The sequence below is a fragment of the Chondrinema litorale genome, assembly GCF_026250525.1.
GTDB lineage: Bacteria > Bacteroidota > Bacteroidia > Cytophagales > Flammeovirgaceae > Chondrinema > Chondrinema litorale.
Map to the genome: position 1 here is coordinate 1,022,831 of NZ_CP111043.1, position 20,432 is coordinate 1,043,262.

The 20,432-nt window shown below is 35.1% G+C and carries 12 protein-coding genes; 7 read left to right on the forward strand and 5 right to left on the reverse strand.

The window, feature by feature from the left end; translation table 11 throughout:
- Positions 1–141: 141 nt before the first annotated feature.
- The 4 genes from OQ292_RS04190 to OQ292_RS04205 all read left to right on the forward strand — a co-directional run bounded on the left by OQ292_RS04190 (position 142) and on the right by OQ292_RS04205 (position 5,337).
- Positions 142–1,170, forward strand: coding sequence for a DUF6268 family outer membrane beta-barrel protein (locus tag OQ292_RS04190; RefSeq protein WP_284684795.1), 1,029 nt, complete (start codon positions 142–144; stop codon positions 1,168–1,170).
- A gap of 96 nt (positions 1,171–1,266) precedes the next feature.
- On the forward strand, positions 1,267–2,763 hold the full coding sequence (locus tag OQ292_RS04195; protein ID WP_284684796.1) for a PQQ-dependent sugar dehydrogenase: 1,497 nt from the start codon (positions 1,267–1,269) through the stop codon (positions 2,761–2,763).
- 334 nt (positions 2,764–3,097) lie between these two features.
- Positions 3,098–4,282, forward strand: a complete 1,185-nt coding sequence (locus OQ292_RS04200) for a hypothetical protein (RefSeq protein ID WP_284684797.1) — start codon at positions 3,098–3,100, stop codon at positions 4,280–4,282.
- Positions 4,283–4,392: 110 nt separating this feature from the next.
- Entirely contained in the window at positions 4,393–5,337 is a 945-nt protein-coding gene (locus tag OQ292_RS04205) for a lysophospholipid acyltransferase family protein (protein WP_284684798.1), read from the forward strand.
- On the opposite strand, the gene OQ292_RS04210 is transcribed toward OQ292_RS04205, so the two are convergent.
- Positions 5,327–6,112, reverse strand: coding sequence for an alpha/beta hydrolase (locus tag OQ292_RS04210; RefSeq protein ID WP_284684799.1), 786 nt, complete (start codon positions 6,110–6,112; stop codon positions 5,327–5,329). The genes OQ292_RS04205 and OQ292_RS04210 overlap by 11 nt on opposite strands.
- Before the next feature lie 7 nt (positions 6,113–6,119).
- Positions 6,120–6,752: an orotate phosphoribosyltransferase gene (gene pyrE / locus OQ292_RS04215; RefSeq protein ID WP_284684800.1), complete on the reverse strand. Its 633-nt coding sequence runs from the start codon at positions 6,750–6,752 to the stop codon at positions 6,120–6,122.
- Positions 6,753–6,909: 157 nt separating this feature from the next.
- Between pyrE and OQ292_RS04220 the strand changes: the two genes are divergently transcribed.
- The 3 genes from OQ292_RS04220 to OQ292_RS04230 all read left to right on the forward strand — a co-directional run bounded on the left by OQ292_RS04220 (position 6,910) and on the right by OQ292_RS04230 (position 12,805).
- Positions 6,910–8,070: an efflux RND transporter periplasmic adaptor subunit gene (locus tag OQ292_RS04220; protein ID WP_284684801.1), complete on the forward strand. Its 1,161-nt coding sequence runs from the start codon at positions 6,910–6,912 to the stop codon at positions 8,068–8,070.
- A 38-nt stretch (positions 8,071–8,108) separates the two neighbouring features.
- Complete coding sequence (locus OQ292_RS04225; RefSeq protein ID WP_284684802.1) at positions 8,109–11,273, forward strand: efflux RND transporter permease subunit; 3,165 nt, start codon at positions 8,109–8,111, stop codon at positions 11,271–11,273.
- Positions 11,274–11,446: 173 nt separating this feature from the next.
- The gene (locus OQ292_RS04230) at positions 11,447–12,805 is read left to right on the forward strand and encodes a TolC family protein (protein ID WP_284684803.1); all 1,359 of its coding nucleotides are present in this window, start codon (positions 11,447–11,449) and stop codon (positions 12,803–12,805) included.
- 264 nt (positions 12,806–13,069) lie between these two features.
- Here the strand turns inward: OQ292_RS04230 and OQ292_RS04235 are convergent, their stop codons facing one another.
- The 3 genes from OQ292_RS04235 to OQ292_RS04245 all read right to left on the reverse strand — a co-directional run bounded on the left by OQ292_RS04235 (position 13,070) and on the right by OQ292_RS04245 (position 20,288).
- Complete coding sequence (locus tag OQ292_RS04235; protein ID WP_284684804.1) at positions 13,070–14,227, reverse strand: CHASE2 domain-containing protein; 1,158 nt, start codon at positions 14,225–14,227, stop codon at positions 13,070–13,072.
- 323 nt (positions 14,228–14,550) lie between these two features.
- The gene (nqrF, locus tag OQ292_RS04240) at positions 14,551–15,858 is read right to left on the reverse strand and encodes an NADH:ubiquinone reductase (Na(+)-transporting) subunit F (protein ID WP_284684805.1); all 1,308 of its coding nucleotides are present in this window, start codon (positions 15,856–15,858) and stop codon (positions 14,551–14,553) included.
- 170 nt (positions 15,859–16,028) lie between these two features.
- Positions 16,029–20,288, reverse strand: coding sequence for a toll/interleukin-1 receptor domain-containing protein (locus OQ292_RS04245; protein WP_284684806.1), 4,260 nt, complete (start codon positions 20,286–20,288; stop codon positions 16,029–16,031).
- Positions 20,289–20,432: the final 144 nt, after the last annotated feature.

The following is a 20,432-nucleotide window of genomic DNA, read 5'->3' on the forward strand; positions in this document are numbered from 1 at the left end:
CTAATATTTCACAAAAACAGCCCCTGCTTGCTCATATCAGCGATTTTAAGGTAAAGCATGAAACTTGTCTATTTTTTCATAAGGCAATTTCCATTATACCGCTAGGGAATACTCTACATAAACCTTTGATACTTACCAAAAATGAAAAAATACTTTTTAATATTAGTTTTTTCGCTAGGTCTACAGCAAATATTAACAGCACAAGAAAATAACCAAGACTCTATTAAATGGGCAACACCTAATGTAAAATACATGCCAATGGGGCGAGGCCTCGATATCAGTTATACTAGAATTTTCACTTCAATAATCGACTCTAAAGCAGAAGTAGACAGATTGCAAGACAACAATGCCAACTTGAATGCATTAGAGAATCTTGAATTTGATATTAAGTTTCCCATCTTTCTAAAAGATCGCACTCAAATTCTCGGTAGTTTCGAATATACCTTTGACTTTTATCGCTTCGATCCGGAAGACGTAGCAGACTATGAACTTTACAGCCGACTCAACAAAAGACCTCTAAGATCACGCAAAGCCAAGTTTTATCTCATGCACAGTTTTGACAGCAAACATTATTTAAATGTTAGAATTGCTGGTGCACTTAATGGTGATGTAGGAGAATCTGAACAATCGCTTTACGAGTTCACTAAATTTACTGTAGCAATGATGTACGGTTGGCAAAAGAGTCCAACCAATTCTTATGGTGTTGGACTTTATGCAGGTTACACTTTAGGTCGACCAACTATATATCCAGTATTAGAATGGAATAAATCGTGGAATGAACACTGGGGTTTCGAATCTAAACTACCAGCCAAATTCATGTTAAGATATTCTCCCAACAAAGATATGAACGTTTACGGTGGTTATGATGTAGACGGTATTAGTTACAGACTAGTTAGTGAGAGTGAAGATTCGGAGTTACTTAAAGAGTATGAAGTAAGGCGCTCAGACTTAATGCTAACTCTTAATCTTGAGAAAAGAGTATATGATTTTATCTGGGTTGGCATTAAAGGAGGTATAAACTTTAATGTCCGTTTAGATGCTTCCGATGGTAATCACATCTACCAAGACAAAGACTTAATCACTAGCCAAATTAGACCTGCACCTTATGTGAATTTATCAATTTTTGTGGTACCTACCGATGGCTTAAAAAAGCTAGTAGGTTTGGATTAATGGAAAACTACAATATTTTAAATGGTATCAAAATCAGCATTGTAATTGCGTAAAAGTAAAGTGCATTATTACCAGAAGATAAACAACTATATTACCATGTTGAAAACAGTACTGATTATATTTTTTAGTCTCCCTATTCCTTTATTAGCACAAAATACTTACTCTCTCAAGTCTGGCACCCTGAAAGTTACAGAAGTAAAAAATAATTTAACTATTCCATGGGAAATTGTTTGGGGACCTGATCAACACATCTGGTTAACTCATAACCAAGGAACCATAAGCCGGTTAAATCCAAAAACTGGAGAATTGATAAACTTAATTAAAGTTTCTGATATTTATCCTGGAAATAGCCTTACAGATACACGTATGATGGGTTTAGCACTTCATCCCGATTTTGAAAATAAACCTTTTGTATTCACTAACTACACTTATAAAGGAGATAGTTATACTGATCTCAACTGGGATAAATATCTCAAGATCGTACGATATGAGTATAACTCGGAAGAAAACAAACTAGAAAATCCTTTTGTAGTAATTGAAAATATTCCAGTATATGATGGTTGGCAAATAGGAGGCAAACTTTTGACAAGCATTGATAACAAATTATACATGACTATTGGAGATGCCAAACAGCCTAAGCATCCAGAATACCATCCAGATTGGGATGCAAGCTCAACTCCTAAACCACTTGATCTTAATTGGTATAATGGCAAAATAATTAGAATAAACTTCGATGGTTCTGTTCCTGAAGACAACCCCTTTGCTGAAGCTCCTTACGGGAAAACTGCTAAAAATCTCATTTGGTCAATTGGGCATAGAAATACTCAAGGTTTAGTATTTGGTGAAAATCAAATGCTTTATTATTCTGAACATGGACCTGCTAACGATGATGAAGTAGGTATAATTTCATCAGGGTCAAATTATGGCTGGCCTACTGTGGAAGGATACTGTAACACAGAAGAAGAAATAGAATATTGTAATGAACACACCGAACATAAAGAACCCATATATGCTTGGACTCCTACAATTGCACCTTCGAACATGGAATATTATCCTTACAGTAAAATTCCTGAGTTTGAGAATAGTTTGCTTGTTGCCACATTAACAGGTAATGAACGATCTGGTGAAGACATTAGAGTACTTTCTCTAAACGAAACCGGAGATAAAATCATCAACGAATATATCCTCTTTGAAGATCAGGCTTATTTAAGAATAAGAGATTTATGTATCTCAGATTCTGGTGATATTTACTTCACTTCGTCAAATCTAATTTTAAATTCAAATATGAGTTTGGCTGATGACGATAAGATATTCAAAATCTCTTACACCGAAAACACCTCTGTAACTGGCATCAATAAAAAAAGCCAGATTCCTATAGTTTTATACCCAAACCCCAGTAAAGATTACATTAATATAGATTGTGAAAATTGTAATGGTAAGTTTATTACAATTAAAGATATACTAGGTCAAAGTTTGCAATCAAGCACCTTAACCGATAGCAAAATTCGTTTCAACTTCCCTTATGAGAAATACAATTTATTATTGATTTATATGGATGAAGCTTTCATTGGAAAGGTTATCATCAAGCCTTAAAATAGCATAAAAAGATTTACCAATAAGATAATTAATATTTGTTAGAGTAAATAAATCACATAACAACATGCATGTAACCGGGTAGAGTACTTTGCAGCCTTTTTTTTGATGGTGTGTTCAATTTTCAGTTTCTGTATATTCGTACTTAAGCCATTTTTAATCCCGATTCACAGAAAGGTCTTTTTAAACGAGGATCGATATCCGTAAATTTAGTTTAGTAAAAACTATCTTTTCGAATATTTGTATGGGAATGACTATTACTGCACGTTTATTTACACTTACATTTCTGACCTTCACACTATCAATCTTTAATGCTTTTTCTGACAAAAGCGCTATGGCGCAATCATCAGGAAAAACGTATTTAGATGTCTATCTCGACTGTGGAGGCTGCGACATTGCCTATACCCGCCAGCAAATCAATTACATCAACTATGTTATTGACCAGCAACTTGCTCAAGTACACATTTTCGTAACACAGCAACAAACGGGTAGCGGAAGCCAGCAATATGAGCTTAATTTTATGGGTAAGAAAGACTTTGCAGGTCTAGATTACACTCTTTCTTTCACTTCACCACAAACTGATACCTGGGACAAAAGAAGAAATGGTTTGGTTGATATTATTAAAGTAGGCTTAATACCTTACCTTAATAAAACCGAACTAGTCGATAAAATTCAGGTAGCAATTAACATCCCTCAAGACGATGTACAAGAAGTGAGTGATAAAAAGAAAGACCCATGGAATAGCTGGATTTTTGAAGTTTATGCGAACGGTAATTTTAACAAGGAGAGTGCAAAAACTATCCTAAATTACCGATATGGTATCGATGCCGACAGAATTACCGAAGAATGGAGGTTTAGATCTAGATTGTATTCATATACAAACAGAAAAACCTACGAAGATGATGGGGAAACAGTAACCAGTAATATTTTCCGAAATCTTTTTGATGCCAGTATTGTAAAAAGTTTGGGCGATCACTGGTCAGCAGGTATGTCTGGAAATATCGGTAAAGATACTTACAGAAACATTGATCTGCACATGACACTCGCACCTGCATTGGAATACAGCCTTTTCCCTTATAAAGAGGTAATGAAAAAAGAGGTAACACTTGCTTACAGAGTAAACTTTGTAAGGTACGATTATCTGGAAGAAACTGTATTTTTCAAAATGCACGAAATGCTCACTAAACAGTCTATTAATTTGGCTGTAAGAATTAGACAACCTTGGGGCTCTGTTTTTGCAGGTATGGCTGGCTCACACTATTTTAACGATCCGGCAAAAAACAGATTAGAAATGGATACTAACATTAATGTGAGGGTTTTTAAAGGCCTAGCATTAAGAGTTAATGGAGAACTTAATTTTATAAGAGACCAGATTTACCTGCCAATAGGAGAAACCTCACTCGAAGATATACTACTTTCTCAAACACAAGTAGCGACTGACTATGAAATGTATGTAGGCTTAGGTTTAAGCTACACTTTCGGCTCTATGTATAATAATATTATTAATACTAGGCTGTAAGAATTATAATCACTTACAAATAATATAAGGGCATTAAACCATTTGGTTTAATGCCCTGTTGTTTAAATTTGCCACCCAATTAAATTCATTTACCAGTAAATAGCAGTATAATGAGTAAAAAACTAAGAAAAGAGATCAAGTATAATGTGCTCTTTTTATTAGTGAAATTTTTAATCTGGTTATCAGAGATATTCCCGAGAAACTGGGTAGTATCTTTCTATGGTACCTTAGGTAGACTAGCTTATAAATTTGCTAAAAAATCAAAACGCAGAACCATCAAACACCTTACGATGGCTTTCGGGAAGGAAAAGTCGAAAGAAGAAATCCATCAGATGGCAGCAGAAGTGTATGAAAACATCGGTAAAAACTTTGCCGATATTGTAAGACTTCTAAGTGTAAAATCACTAGAGAAATTTGAAAAAGTAGTTGATACAGAAGGAGAAGAACACCTTGAAAAGGCCTACAAAAAGGGAAAAGGAGTAATTTGCCTTACCTGCCATTTAGGTGCTTTTGAGCTCACAGGAACCAATGTAGCTTTAAGAAACTATCCTACTTTTGTGATTGGTACTAGAATGAAAGACCCCAAGCTGGATGGATTATTAGTGAAAAACAGAACCAGTAGAGGTATTGAAAATATCTATCGTGGAGAAGATACCATCAAATTAATAAGAGGTTTAAAAACTGGAAAAGTTGTTTGTATTTTGATCGATCAGGATACAAAAGTTAAAAGTACCTTTGTAGATTTCTTTGGAATACCAGCAAAGACTCCAATAGGAGCCACATTGCTTGCACTAAAAACAGACGCAGCTATAGTACCAATGGCAGCTACTCTCGGTAAAGATGGCCGACAAAAAGTCGTATTCAAACCAGAAATTGAAGTGGTAAAAACTGGAGATTACGACAAAGACTTGGTTACAAACACCGCTTTATTCTCAAAAGCATTAGAAGACTTTATTAGAGAAAGCCCAACACAATGGGTTTGGATGCACGAAAGATGGAAACACAGGCCAGAAGGCGAAGAAGTGAATCCAAATGATATTGAGGTTAGCTATTAGTAAAAAAATTACAGGTTTCGTCTACCATTAATCGCCAGTTATGGTCACCTGCATAATAAGGATCGGCAATCATATGGTGGATACCTCTGTTCTTTTTGCTCAATAAAATTTTCACATTCCAATTAGAAAGCTGATGCAAACTGATAAAGTTCATCAGCTTTTTAAAGCTTACCAACTCGTCTTTTTTGTCTATAAACAAAAGTGTAGGAATATTTAATTTTTCAAGCACTCCCCTATCCAATTGCTTTTTAAGCTCAAATAAGGTTTTATACGCTTTAACCGGCATAAAAGAATGAGCCCTGTAAGCACCAGGTGCTCTACTAGGAATTCCAAACTGTAAATTAAATCGCAGTAAAGGTCTAATCAAACTAGAAAAGAAAGTCATTTCTAGTGCCGGAGCCAGTAAAATTAGCTTTTCAACCTTTGGCATAAATCCTTCTGACTTTGCCAGTGAGCCTAATAAACCACCTAAAGAAAAACCAATATAAGCTAAAGGACAATTGAGCCTTTCTGCTTCTGCCAAAGCGATTTCGTAAGCAGATTTTATGTTACAAAGCCAGTCTTCTTTCTCAATCACTTTAAACTTTGCATAATCGTTTGCATGCCCATCGAGCACAGGCACATAAACACTGTATCCTTCTGCTGCAATAGCATCAGCAAAAGGATACATCAATTTAGCCTGATTGTTTAACCCATGTACGAGTATAAAAACTGCTTTGGGCTTATTACTATCAATTTTAGATTTTATCCAAGTATTTCCTGAATCATTCTGCATGTTCTACTTACTTTCCCCATGAACCCGGATCTTCTCTCCACGCTTTTAACGATTCAAGTTCACTCTCTTTAATATAAGATTTTTGTACAGCTACTCCTAATAATTCTGTGTATGAAGATAAAGTATAGAAAGGCACTCTAGCATCACTAAAGTTTTTAACAGCTACATCAAAACCATAAGTAAAAATAGCTGTTAAACCTGCCACTTTATAACCTGCTTCTATTAAAGCTTCAACTGCTTTTAGTGAACTACCACCCGTAGAAATTAAATCTTCGATTACCACCAAAGTAGTATCTGTTGGCATGCTTCCCTCAATCATGTTTTCTCTGCCATGCCCTTTTGGTTTAGAGCGCACATACAACATTGGCAACTCCATTGCATCTGCAATAAGTGCAGCTTGAGGTATTCCAGCAGTAGCTACACCAGCAATTCCGTCTATGTTTTCAAACTTTTCTTTTATCAAAGAAACTAGCGATTCTTTCATAAATGTTCTCACAGAAGGATGAGAAAGCGAAAGTCTGTTATCGCAGTAAATAGGTGATTTCCAGCCTGATGCCCAAGTAAATGGCTTCTCAGGACTAATTTTTACTGCCTCAATATCGAGCAGCATTCCTGCTATTTTTTCACTCAAATTTTCCATAAGTTCAAAATTACGCCAGTAGTTCACATTTAACAACCTGCCTTAAAACTAATTAAAAAAAAATACCAGATAGCAGGTTTAATATCCACTTATGTAAGATTAGCCGACTACAGCCTGATTAATCAATAATATTGTAAAATAAACGAAAATAGATTGTATGAAAACCAGGCAGATTGTTACCATCATTATAGTTATTGTGATTGTTGGAGGTTCCTTTGGCCTTATGAGCTTATTTTCAGGAATGAAAGAACTACCAGAACAAAAAGCAGTAGCAGAAAGTGTTAAATTCGTAAAAACAGAAAAAATAATTTATTCTGATGTTCTTACCAAGGTCGAAGGTTTTGGTCGCACTAGTTCATCTCAACCATTAGATGTAATTGCAGAAGTTAAAGGCAGAATTATCAATGGTAACATTCCTTTAAAAGAAGGGCAAAAGTTTAGAAAAGGAGACTTGTTGTTTTCTATTGATGATACCGAAGCCAAATTACAGCTTAAGTCTAAGAAGAGTACTTTCTTAAAAAGCATTGCATCTATATTACCAGATTTTAAAATTGACTACCCAAAAAGTTTTGATACTTGGCAAGCATATTTTGAGTCGATAGAATTAGATAAACCATTACCAGAATTACCTGAGTACAGAAACAATCAGGAGAAAACCTATCTGGCAACCAAAAGCATCTTTACCGATTTTTATGCAATCCGTTCCGATGAATTTAATATAACAAAACACAAAATATACGCGCCATTTAATGGTACCATTTCGGAAGTAAGCATTTATCCGGGCACATTTGCTAGCGCAGGAAATAAAATAGCTAAAATATTAGAAACCAATAATTTAGAATTAAAAGTAGCGGTTTCTATTGATGATGTAAGCTGGTTAAAAATCGGAAAAGAGATCAACATTTCTTCTGAAAATAACATGCAACAATGGCAAGGTAAGATTGTGCGAATTGGTGATTTTGTAAATGAAAACACGCAATCTATCGATGTGTTTGTACAGCTTTATCCCGGACAAGACAAAGTATACGAAGGTATGTATCTACGTGCATCTATGCCTGGTAAAGTGGTAAACGAAGGCATGGAAATTCCTAGAAATGCTGTTTTTAATGGTTCTCAAGTTTACACCGTAGAAGATAGTTTACTTAAAGTAAATGATATTAAAATCCACAAAATTAATTCTGAAACGGTGGTTTTTACTGGTATAGACGCTGGAAAAGATATCGTAATAGAGCCTTTGGTAAATGCTTATAACAATATGAAAGTTGCCAAACTAAAAGAGCCAATTAATGTAGAAGTGGCTAACACTGATAGCAAATAATTAAGCAGGTCTCTTTATTAACAAGCTAAAATCTAGTAATGAAAACCTTTATAGAATATTTTGTTAAGTACAAGATACTCTCGAACCTAGTTATCGGTGTAACTATAATTGCTGGTGGTCTGAGTATTTTGAGTACGAAAAAGTCATTCTTTCCCGAAACTAAAACACGGGAGATAAATATACAGGTAACATATCCGGGAGCTTCTCCAGAAGAGATGGAAGAAGGTGTTACACTAAAAGTGGAGGAAGCCATACATAACATCCCCGGTATTGATGAAATGAACTCTACTTCATCAGAAAACAGTGCCTCCATCAATGTAACTACTCTAAAAGGGTATGATATTGATGAGGTGTATACTGAAATTAAAAATGCAGTAGACAGAATTAATTCATTTCCCGGAGGAGCTGAAAGACCAGTTATCTACAAACAAAAGCCAAGGTCTATGGCCATGTGGGTGGGCTTAACTGGCGATACAGATTTGCTTACCTTAAAAGAATATGCAGAAGAAGTCGAAGATGATTTGTTGGCTTCTGGCATTATTTCTCAGGTAGTGTTAATGGGTTATCCGAACAGAGAAATTTCTATCGAGGTGAGCGAAGACGATTTGCTGAGGTATGGGTTTACTTTTGATCAGCTCGCGCAAACTGTAAAGATGAATAACATCGATATTTCTGCCGGTTCGATTAAAGGTAGCAATGAGGAAATTTTGATTCGCTCTAGAGCTAAAGAAACTACCGCCGACCAGATCGGAGAAATTGTGTTGAGAGCTAACAACGATGGTAGCAAATTGCTTTTAAGAGAGGTTGCCAAAATCACAGAACAGTTTGAAGATGTTCCCAACCGATCTACTTTAAATGGCAAAGAAGCTGTATTTATTCGTGTTGATAAACTACCAGAAGAAGACATCGAAGAGATTTCCGATTTTATGGAAAACTATATTGATGAGTTCAATGCCAAACATCCTTCATTGGAGCTAATTATCTCTTTCAACTTTTTCGATACTCTAAAGCAGCGTTTAAATATGCTTTTAGAAAATGGCGGAACAGGATTGATATTAGTAATTTTTTCTTTAGGTATTTTCTTAAGCGTGCGTCTGTCTTTCTGGGTTGCATGGGGTATTCCTTCAAGCTTTTTGGGCATGTTTGTGTTGGCACAGTTTGTTGGTATAACCATCAACATGATCTCGCTTTTCGGGATGATTCTGGTTGTGGGTATCTTGGTAGACGATGGAATTGTAATTGCAGAAAACATCTTTTCTCATTTCGAAAAAGGTAAAAACCCGTATCAGGCAGCAGTAGATGGTACTATGGAAGTACTCTCTGCGGTAACAACTTCTGTACTTACAACAGTAGTAGCTTTCTTACCTTTATTATTGCTAGATGGTACTATGGAGTTCTTTTTTGAAATGGCAGTGGTAGTGGTGTTATCCCTATTGTTTTCTCTATTAGAAGCATTTTTTGTTTTACCAGCTCACTTGGCAAGCCATCATGTATTGCGTTCAAAAAATCGCTCTGGCAAAGTAAGAAATACTATTAATAAAGGGATTACTTACTTAAAAGACAATATCTACGGAAATGGATTGAAGTTTACAATGGAAAACAGATACATTTCTGTTGCCATTATTTTTGCGCTTTTCCCGATTACTTTCGGTTTGCTTGGTGGTGGTATTATCAAATCAACATTTTTCCCAAATATTCCATTTAACAGCATTAATGTAAATCTGGAATTTAAAGCAGGAACAAGAGAAAGCGAAGTTGAAAAGCATATTCAAAACTTTGAGAATGTAGTCTGGCAAATCAACAAAGACTTAAAAAAAGAACACAACGATACTACCAACTTTATCAACTTTACTTTTGCCAATGTAGGTAGCAGTGGCGATGGAACTGGTGGCACTGGCGGACATGTTGGTTCACTTAACATTTTCCACAGAGAGTTAGATGGAAACCCGATAACCAGTTTCGATTTATCTGAAAGAATTAGGAGAGAAATTGGCAATATTCCCGAAGCTGAAAAATTCACCATAGGTGGTAGTAATCGTTTTGGTAAGCCAGTTTCCATTAGATTAATGGGCAAAAACTTTGAGGAGCTTACTGATGCAAAAGAGTTTTTAAAAGCACAATTAAGAGAGATTCCCGAATTAAAAGAAATAAACGATAACATTACCACTGGTAAAAGAGAATTGCAGTTAGAGCTTACGCAAAAGGCTTATTTCTTAGGTTTTACGCACAATGAGATCTCTAAACAAATAAGACAAGGATTTTTTGGTGAAGAAGTACAACGCCTGCAAAAAGGAACCGATGAGGTGAAAGTTTGGGTACGTTACCCTAACTCTGGCAGAACTGATGTAGGTAAACTAGATGGTATGAAAATAAAGTCTGGCGAAAAGGAATTTGATATTGGAGAGATGCTCAATTACAGTGTTGGTCGTGGTGTGGCAGACATTAGACATTATGGGGTTTCAAGAACAGTAACGGTAGATGCAGACATGCTCGATCCTTTTGGTGAAGTACCGCCAATTCTCGAAAAAGTGAAACAAGATATTGTACCAGAATTACAAGCGCAGTTTCCGGGTGTAGATATAGATTATGGCGGACAAGCCAGAGAAAGTGCTCGTGCCGGAAAAGAACTAGGTATGTATTTCGGTGCAGCATTTATGGTAATGTTCTTACTCATTATTCTCAATTTTAAATCTTTCTATCAGGCATTATTGGTGATGCTTATGGTACCTATCGGATGGATTGCTGCAATTCTTGGGCATGGTGTGCAAGGCATTCCGGTTTCTATGCTGAGTGCATTGGGTATGATCGCCCTGTCTGGTGTAATTATTAATGATGCTGTAGTATTTCTCGATAAGTACAATAGAAACCTACTCGATGGCATGACCGTAAAAGCTGCGGCATTTGATGCAGGTGTTTCAAGATTTAGACCTATTTTACTAACATCTCTCACCACTGTGTTAGGCTTAATGCCTTTACTGATGGAAAAAAGTTTTCAGGCGCAGTTTTTAATCCCGATGGCAGTGTCTATCGCTTATGGCGTTTTGATTGGTACTTTCATCATTCTCTTATTCTTCCCAGTTTTAATCTTATTCTTTAATGATCTAAGAATGCTAAGCCAATGGATTTGGACAGGCAAAAAGCCAGAACGCGAAGAAGTCGAAAGGGTAATTATAGACCAAGAGAAGGAAACGTTGCTTGCTTAATAGGAACATTTGCAGGGGTATAAGAGCTGTTAAGGCGGAATAAATCTACATTTGTCTTAATTAAAAAAAATACCCTTGCATTATGATTAAATTTAAAAGATTTTTATAAATATTTATTTACAAGACTATTGCTTAAGTGCAGCATTCTATATTGGCATTGTAAAACCCAAAATATGAAATACTTATTACTTAAAAGCTACACACTTCTATCACTACTCATTTTATTTAATCTATCTGCTCAGGCTCAAGAATCTTTATCTCTGTCTGATGCCATACAAATAGGAATGGCAAACAATTATGATATTAGAATTGAGGAAAAGACTGTTGATATTTCCGAAAACAATAATAACTGGGGAGAAGCAGGCAGGTATCCGACATTGGATTTTCAATTACAAAACAATAATAGTTGGAGAGATGTAGCAAACCCTGCATCATTTTTTCAAGGTACTACTCAATCGAATAATATCAATCCGATAATCTCTCTAAACTGGACACTTTTTGATGGGTTTAGAGCCAACATTACCAAAACCAGATTAGCCAGATTACAGGCAGAATCTGAAGGTAATGCAGAAATCGTTATTCAAAATACTATACAATCCATCATTCTTGGTTATTACACCGCTGTTTATGAAAAAGAAAGAATTGAAGTTTTAAAAACTACACTTGATGTTTCTCGCGATAGATACGAGTACATTATGCTCAAAAAAGAACTCGGTAGTGCAGTTACTACAGATGTATTGTTAGAAGAAGGCAACTACTTAACCGATTCGCTTAATCTCATTAACCAAGGGAATGTTTACAGAAATGCTGTACGCGACCTCAATATTTTATTGGGTATAGAAGCTGTAAATCAAGACTACAATTTTACCGATTCTCTAGAATTTACAGCTATCAATTACGAGTACGACAACCTTTATACTAAGATGACAGACAGCAATGCCGATCTTAGAAAAGAATTTATAACTCAAGCTATTTTAAAAGAAGATTATAGGTTAGCTAAAGCAGATATGTACCCGACAGTTTCTTTAGGAGCTTCTTATTCATATGATAGAAATAGACAAGATTTATCAGGGTCAAGTATTTTAGCAAATAACCCAGATACTGAGCCTATCAGTACAGCAAGAACTACTAATACTGGCATTAACTTTACACTCACTTATAATTTGTTTAATGGCGGCAAGATTCAGCGAGCAATTAAGAATGCACAAATAAATTATGACATTGGCCAACTAAGAACCGAAGATTTAAAAAGATCGCTTTCTAGAGATTTGGTGGCTGAGTACGATTTGTATAACAATCGATTAGATTTAAAAGGCATTGCTCAAAGAAGAAAAGAGTCGGCAGAGCTAAACCTCTCTTTAAGCGAAGAACAGTTTAAAACGGGTACTATTAGCTCATTCGATTTTCGTGATGTACAAATCAACTATTTAAACTACTCACTAGAAGATTTACAAGCCACTTACAATTTAATTGAGTCTAATATCTCACTCTTAAGACTAACCGGAGGTATTATGGATGAAGCAACAAACTAGAATATTAATAGATAGGAAACTTTTAAGAGGCTAGCACGAAAGTGCTGGCCTTTTTTTATTCTAAGATTATGAAGCTTTGACTGACTGGTTTTAGTGTCTATTACTAGTTTTAGCATCTCGCTAAAATTGTTTGGATAGTGAAAAGTCGAAGTGAGACACGTTCGACTAGTTAAATTCATTTACCTTTTAAAGGTATAAACTCCCATATCGAGCCTTTAATCTAGTATTAAATTACTTTACAGCAAAGATATTGATTTTTACTATTTAAGATCTTAAAGGAAGTGACGAGTTAGTTTTTGATTTGATTAATCTAAAACCTTCGATAAAAAGATAGCTCACTAAAAATGATACAGTCATCTCTTTTAATGGAAGTACATATCTGTTATTAGAAAATAAATAATAAGAAAGGATAAAAGAGATGATGCACTCAATGGTTAAAAGAAAAATTGAAATAAAGAAATATCTTTTTTTCTCTGACCACCTCCCTAATAGAGATAAAAAAATTATACTATTTATTCCAACTATAAAAAACACTATCACTAATAACAAAGATAATCCTGCACTCTCGATGTATTTCCCATCTAAAATCATCTTTAAAATATTAGCCATTACCACCACACCAAACATATCGGGGTTTTCGAAATGATCGCTATTCAATGGGGAATAGTAAACATTCTCGTTGCTTGATGTATCTCCAAAAAAATCACCTAAATAACCCATTAATACTATTTTCCCTTCTAAATCAATTGAATTCTCCTGAGCCATCAATTCTTTTGTTCCAGACAAATACTGGAAAGAATATATATTGCCATAAAAAAATATCTCATCTTCATCTTTACCTCTACTCACAAGAGCATTAAACTTATTGTAATCGTATTTAGATACTATTTTAGAAACAAAACTATACTGCTTTTCTAATTCTTCGCTCTCATAATAATATATGGCATCTGTAGCCATCGTTCCATCTTGAGGCACATCAACAGTAACTAAATTATTAAAACCATATTGATAAGACGTAGTATCAAAAAAGGGCAATTCTAGTCTTACTACATTATTTTCATCATACTCTAGATGGCTTTCTAATACAATATTATCATACTTAAATAGCATTTCTTGAAATAAACTATCTTCTACGTTCTCTTTTTCGCCTTCAAAAAAAGCATGTATGCCAATTACTTTAGGTTTACCTTTTTCAAGAATTTCAACTAGGTTAGCTATTTCTTTTCTAGAAAGATGTAAGTAGTTTACTAGTACAATCTCATCAATCTCAGTATTGTAGTCGTAATTCTTTTTATCCGCTAAAAAATAATCAGATTTCATTTTTAAATAGTAAAGATCAACTACATCGAAATCTGTTTTAAGAATAATAAAGATTGTAATTGCAGTAAATGCAAGAAAAATAGATAGGCGTGTTTTTTTCAATTTGGATTTAACTTATCGGCTCAGTTACTATTACAATATATATAACTAAGTCTCGAAAAAAACTTATACAGTTTGGCAGAAAAGTAGCTAAATAATGTCAAAATGAGATTTTTAACTAGACTAGACCCTTATCAAGCTATAACTATTTTTAGAGTCTCTCTAAAACAAATTATATTATATCAAAGACACATTCGACTAGTTCCGATTTTTCACCATCTCTAAATTTCCATTAAAATTTAGGCAACAAAAAAGCCGCAGGGTGACCCTTGCGGCTTATATATACTTATATGATTGTTCATCTCTATTTTGATTCCTTCACCAGATCATCCACCGAAGTCGTCAAAAGATACGTTTTCTGGTGGAACACCAAAGTCGTCACACATTTTAACAACAGCTGCATTCATCATTGGAGGTCCGCAGAAATAGAACTCGATTTCTTCTGGTTCTTCGTGTGCTTTCAAGTAGTTATCTATCAACACATTGTGAATGAAACCTACAAATCCGTCACCTTCAGCATCGATATTTTCTTTTACCTTCCAGTTATCTTCTGGTAATGGCTCTGAAAGTGCGATATGATATTTAAAGTTAGGGAATTCTTTCTCGATTTTTCTGAAGTGCTCAGTGTAGAATAATTCTCTTTTAGATCTACCACCATACCAGAAACTTACTTTACGTCCTGATTTTAATGTATGGAATAAGTGGAAGATGTGAGAACGAAGTGGTGCCATACCTGCCCCACCACCTACATAGATCATTTCTTTGTCGGTATCTTTGATGAAGAACTCACCATATGGACCCGAAACAGTTACCTTATCACCTGGCTTTCTACTGAAAATATAAGAAGAGCAAATACCTGGATTAACATCCATCCATTTGTTATTAGCTCTATCCCAAGGTGGAGTAGCAATCCTGATATTTAACATAACTATGTTACCTTCAGCGGGGTGGTTAGCCATAGAATATGCTCTAAAGATAGGTTCATCGTTTGTCATTTTTAATGACCAAAGGTTAAACTTATCCCAGTCTGGTTTAAATTTATCTTTACCTGCAGGGTCTTCTGGACTTGGAGCAATATCCATTGTTTTAAAATCCACTTCACACTCAGGCACGTCAATCTGAATATAACCTCCAGACTCAAAATCAAGTGTTTCACCTTCTGGAAGTTTTACAACAAACTCTTTAATAAAAGTAGCCACATTGTAATTGGAAACAACTTCACAATCCCATTTCTTCACACCAAATACTTCTTCAGGTATTTTGATTCTTAAATCTTGTTTTACTTTTAGTTGACAAGACAGTCTTACGTTTTCTTTCTGCTCAGTACGGCTCAGGTGTCCAACTTCTGTAGGTAGCACATTTCCCCCACCTTCTTGAACGATACACTTACACATGGCACAAGTGCCACCTCCACCACATGCAGAAGGTAAGAATAATTTTTGTCCTGATAAAGTAGAAAGTAATGTCCCACCTGCTGATACGACTAAAGGCTTACTCTCATCTCCGTTGATAACGATTTTTACGTCACCACTTTGTACTAATTTAGATTGAGCAAATAACAGAATTACTACTAGTAGTAGTATTATCAGCGTAAATGCCACAATCGATGAAACAACCACTGTTGTTAACTCCATTTGGTATATCTGTTTTTGTTAAATATCGAGTATCGCTGGCAAATATATATTAAAGAAACTTTCTATAAAAACCTTATAAAAATAAATCAAGAATAGATTTGAATTGTTTTTTTAAAATATAAAAACAGAAGTTAAACGGCAGGCCTGCTTTTTCATTTTTGAGACCGTGTTTATTCTGTTAAAAGAGTCTGTATTTCTTGCTGTTGCTCAGGTGTAATCTTATTTTTATAGCTCTTAAGCACATTTTCTAGGGTAAATGCTTCTATATCTTCGCTAGTTTTTTGAGCCAAGTGGGTAGAATCTACGGTAGCGATGTAGTCTTTCATTTTGCTGTAATAATTATCTACACCAAAATGCTCGCCTTTCATTTTTTTCAATAAAACTAAAGCTTTATCAAAATCACCATCGTATAAATATGCCAAAGCCAGCTTTGTATTAATCCATTCGTAGGTACTATCTATATTAAATCCTTCTTCTGCCAAGGTTCTAGCTTTTGCAACATCACCACCCAATAACTCATAGTAAGAAAGTGAGTTGCAATTATCAGCAGCTCTTCTTTTAATAAGTGTTTCTCGCTCTGCCGACACCTGATAAGTATTGTTTTTTATATTTTGCAGAACATCATCGTAAACATTTTTTATAACTGTAAATGCTTCGATACGCTCTGTTGGTTTTCTTTTACTCCACTTTTGAGAAATATACTGCGCTAAAAATAAATTTTCTTGCAGGTTATCCGGATGAAAAAAATCTTCAAACTCAACTTCCCTTCCTGTTTCAAACAAAATATCTGCTACGGCGACTTCCGAATAAATAGTTCGGTAAGCCAATGTATCATTTATCTTTTCGTAAAGTTTAAATGCTTTTCGATAACTTTCTGCTTTAATAGTTGAATCAAAAGTATTCTCAGCATCTGTTTTAAAATGCTCCGCATAAGTATACAATTCCGATGAATCGTTGATAGCCATAATGGTATCAAAATCGTCTAGCAGACCAATTCTAATTTTATCAACCGCAGCCATTTTTAAAGTATCAGCCTTTACACTTGCTAACCAGTTTTCGATATTTTGTTTAATCTCAACAGGTTTAGCTTTGGCAGTACTCAATACATTATCGAGAGTAGTATCTCTAAAAATCCATTTTTTTGCCAAATTGTCTAATGAAGCAGTAAGTAATTGTCTTCTATCTGGAAGAAAAACCACTTCTTTAATAGCACTTTTATGCGCTTTTAAACTGGCTATTCTGCTGCCAGATTCTATATCCCAAATGGTTACAGTTCCTTTACTATCTGATTTGAGTATATAGTTGGCATCTGGTGAAACCACCATTTCATCTACCTTCTCATTATCTTCCATCAAATCAATTTCTGTACTTAAAACCCCGTTTAGCTTCCAAAATGCCGCAGAACCATTTTTAGAGTAAGTGAGAATTCCATCTTTTTTCTCAGTTAAAATCAAAGTATCTATACCCGAATTAAATTGCTTGTAGGTCATCAACTCTGTGAAAAACTGTCCGCTAATATCTTCTAGTCTTACTTTCTTATTCTTGTCTTTTAAAACTATAAGATCCTCTTCTGCTGTGAGCTTAATGTTGGCTATATCTTCATAAGATTTTACAATTCTATTTTCCTGTAGATCCCAAATGGCTGCATAACCTTTGTTATCTAGCGTTACCCCACGAGTTCCATCTTCAGAAATGTCTGCATCAATAATGGGTGCATCATGCCAGGTTAAATACTTTGGTTCAATAATTTTATTTGCATTCCATAATCTTGCAGTTTTATCATTCGAAAATGTGAGCAGAAATTCTTGATTTTGGCTTAAGATTCCTCCTGTAACCTGTCCTTTATGGTTAAAAGGGCGAATATATCCACCATTTGCATTCCATAATCTTGCAGCTATCTCTTTATAGATAATAATTATTTCTTTCCCCTCATCTTTAAAGATCACATCTGTAATCTCATCTCCTGTTTGAAGGGTAGTAGTTTGCAACTCATCTGTTAAGAAATCGCTTATTAGCAGTAATTTATTTTGCCCATTTAGCACATATAAACGCTGTTGATCGGGAGAAAAACCAGCCTTTACAATATTGCTAGCAATCGGAATTGTTTTAATTAACTTTCCTTCTAAATCCCAGATTTTCAGGTTCTTTTCAGAGTAGCTTAATATTACCCTGTTTGAATAGTTGGGTGAAAAATCGACACCTAAAACTCCAGAACTATGTGGCAAATCCACAAAGTTTAGCGAAGTAAAAATATCTCTGAAATATGGAATAAGTTTATAAATCGAATTTTGATTGATAAGTCTAACCGCTTCTTTGGCAATACTCAAAGCCCTTTTAGGTGCATGGTTTTCGTTGAGGATTTGTCTGGCTGCATAAGCATAGTTTAAAGCCGCTTTTTCTCTGGCTTCTTCTTCTTTTAACATCGATTGTCTCGATTGATACGCAAGAAAAAAAACACCAGAAGCCAGTAAGATAATTAAAGAAATACGAGCCGCCCTTCGCCAGTTTCTATGGTTTAAAGCTTTTTTCTCTTCTTGAATTTTAACCTTTTCACTGGCTTCGATAAAACTGCGTTGCAATACAGTAACAGCAGGTTCTTTCTTATTTTGAAGCGATTCGTCTAACCATTGCTGAGACGAAGTAAACTCATCTCCTCTTACTAATAAGTCGTTACTATTTCCTTTGTGTTGCCATTCGAGTGCGAGTTGCTGTAAACGTGTATGTTTCTGTACATAGGCTCTATCTATATTAATCGCTTGGATTAACCTCCCGAAAGCCGTTTCAAATGTTTTGTGCTTAAAGTCTACCCACTGAATTCTCTTTAATTGCTGAGGTATGTTTTCAGGTGAGGTTTCTTCGAGTAAGATAGGAATAAATCTCTTATTTTGAGCCGCAGCAAAATCGACTTCTTTTGCACAAAACTCCGATGCTATTGACTCTGGCGTAATAATGAACACAAAGTTTTCTGAAACAGCTATACCTCTAAAGATTTCCTCTTCGAAGTTGCTAGCACCTATCAAACTCTCTTGGTCGAACCAAGTATTTTTACCAAAAGTTTGCAGCTTAAGATTGAGCTTACGGGCAAAATCTGCATTTTTCTGTGAGTAACAAATAAATACTTCAGACTCTAAAGTACCCACCTTTAGTGCACTGGCTTCTAAAAACTCCTGATGTAAATCGGTAGGTCGGTATTTCGAGCGAGTTAAACCCTCTTGTAACCAAGTTTGTGCTTCGGATAAATTATAGCCCCGCATTAAGAAACTATCGTTTTTATCCATTCGCGACCACTTAAGTGCTCTGGTTAAAAAGAGTTTATGCTTATGGAAATAACCTTTTTCAGTATCAATTTCACCAATTAAAGTGTTTACTTCTGGCGCATGCTGCATGAGCATAGGATCTGCCTGAGTTATATCTTTAATCTGCGTAAAGTTGATGCTACTCAGGTTCTTGAGTTTCTCTGGCAAATCGCTATTAGCTGGCAATTCTTGCACAATTACCGGAATTACCTTTTTATTATAGAAGGCAGCAATTTCCAATTCGTCTAAACATCTACCTGAGTTTATAGACTGCTCCGAAACCAAAAAGAAAACCATGTCTGCCCCTTCAATTCCTTCTCTAATTACATCCTTTTCTTCTAAACCAGCCTGTAAATCTGAAGAATAGCGCCAAGAGGTAAATAGGTTTCTTGCCAAGATCATTCTTAAAAACTCCCTCCAAGGGTCATCCCACGACGACGAAATCATAAAGACATCTGCCATGAGGTTGTTTGCATTCTTTATAGACTCACAAATAAATTCACATTGCAAGTTAGTAGGAACACATGGTGCTTGTAATGGTGGTGGAAATTCTTTTGCCAACCATTCGGTTGCTGCAAAAAGCTCTGGCCCGGCTAGAAGGTAATTGGGCATCCTCCTCTTTCTATCCCATATAAGTGCCGAAAGTAAAATACTGGTATGTTGAGAGATATATTCTTCATCTCTTTTAAATACTTGTATTAACTCTTCAAATGCAGCTTCAAAATCGTCTATATCTTCCCACTCTTCTATTGCCAGCGTTAGATCGGCCTTTTCTCTAAAATTAATCCAATTGAGCTTACTAATTGCCGGATGTATTTTATCCCAAGCAGCATCGCCTTGAGCTGGCTCAATATGCATAATAGGGATAATTCTCTTATTAAATTTGATAGCTGTTTCTATTTCATGCAAGCAGTATTCTGATTGTATGGCATGCGGAGCTATTAAAAAAACAAAATTATCTGCACTTTCAATTCCATCTTCAATCCTTTTCTGGAAATCGTCTCCCTTTGGAATGTTCACAAAATCAAACCACGCATCTATATTTATCTTTTCCAAAGCAAGATAAAGACGATTGGCAAAATCGCGACTTTCCTTTCTTCCATAAGATATAAATACTCGCTTCTTATTCTGCATTATGTAAATAGCTTCGATCTCTTGTCAAGATAAATCTTTCTTTTGAAATCTCATAAAATCAGCCTATTAAAACTGAAAAATTGGCAATCAGTCTTTACCTAAAAAATAAGAGTAATAATTTTTTTATGCAGGATGTTATGAAAA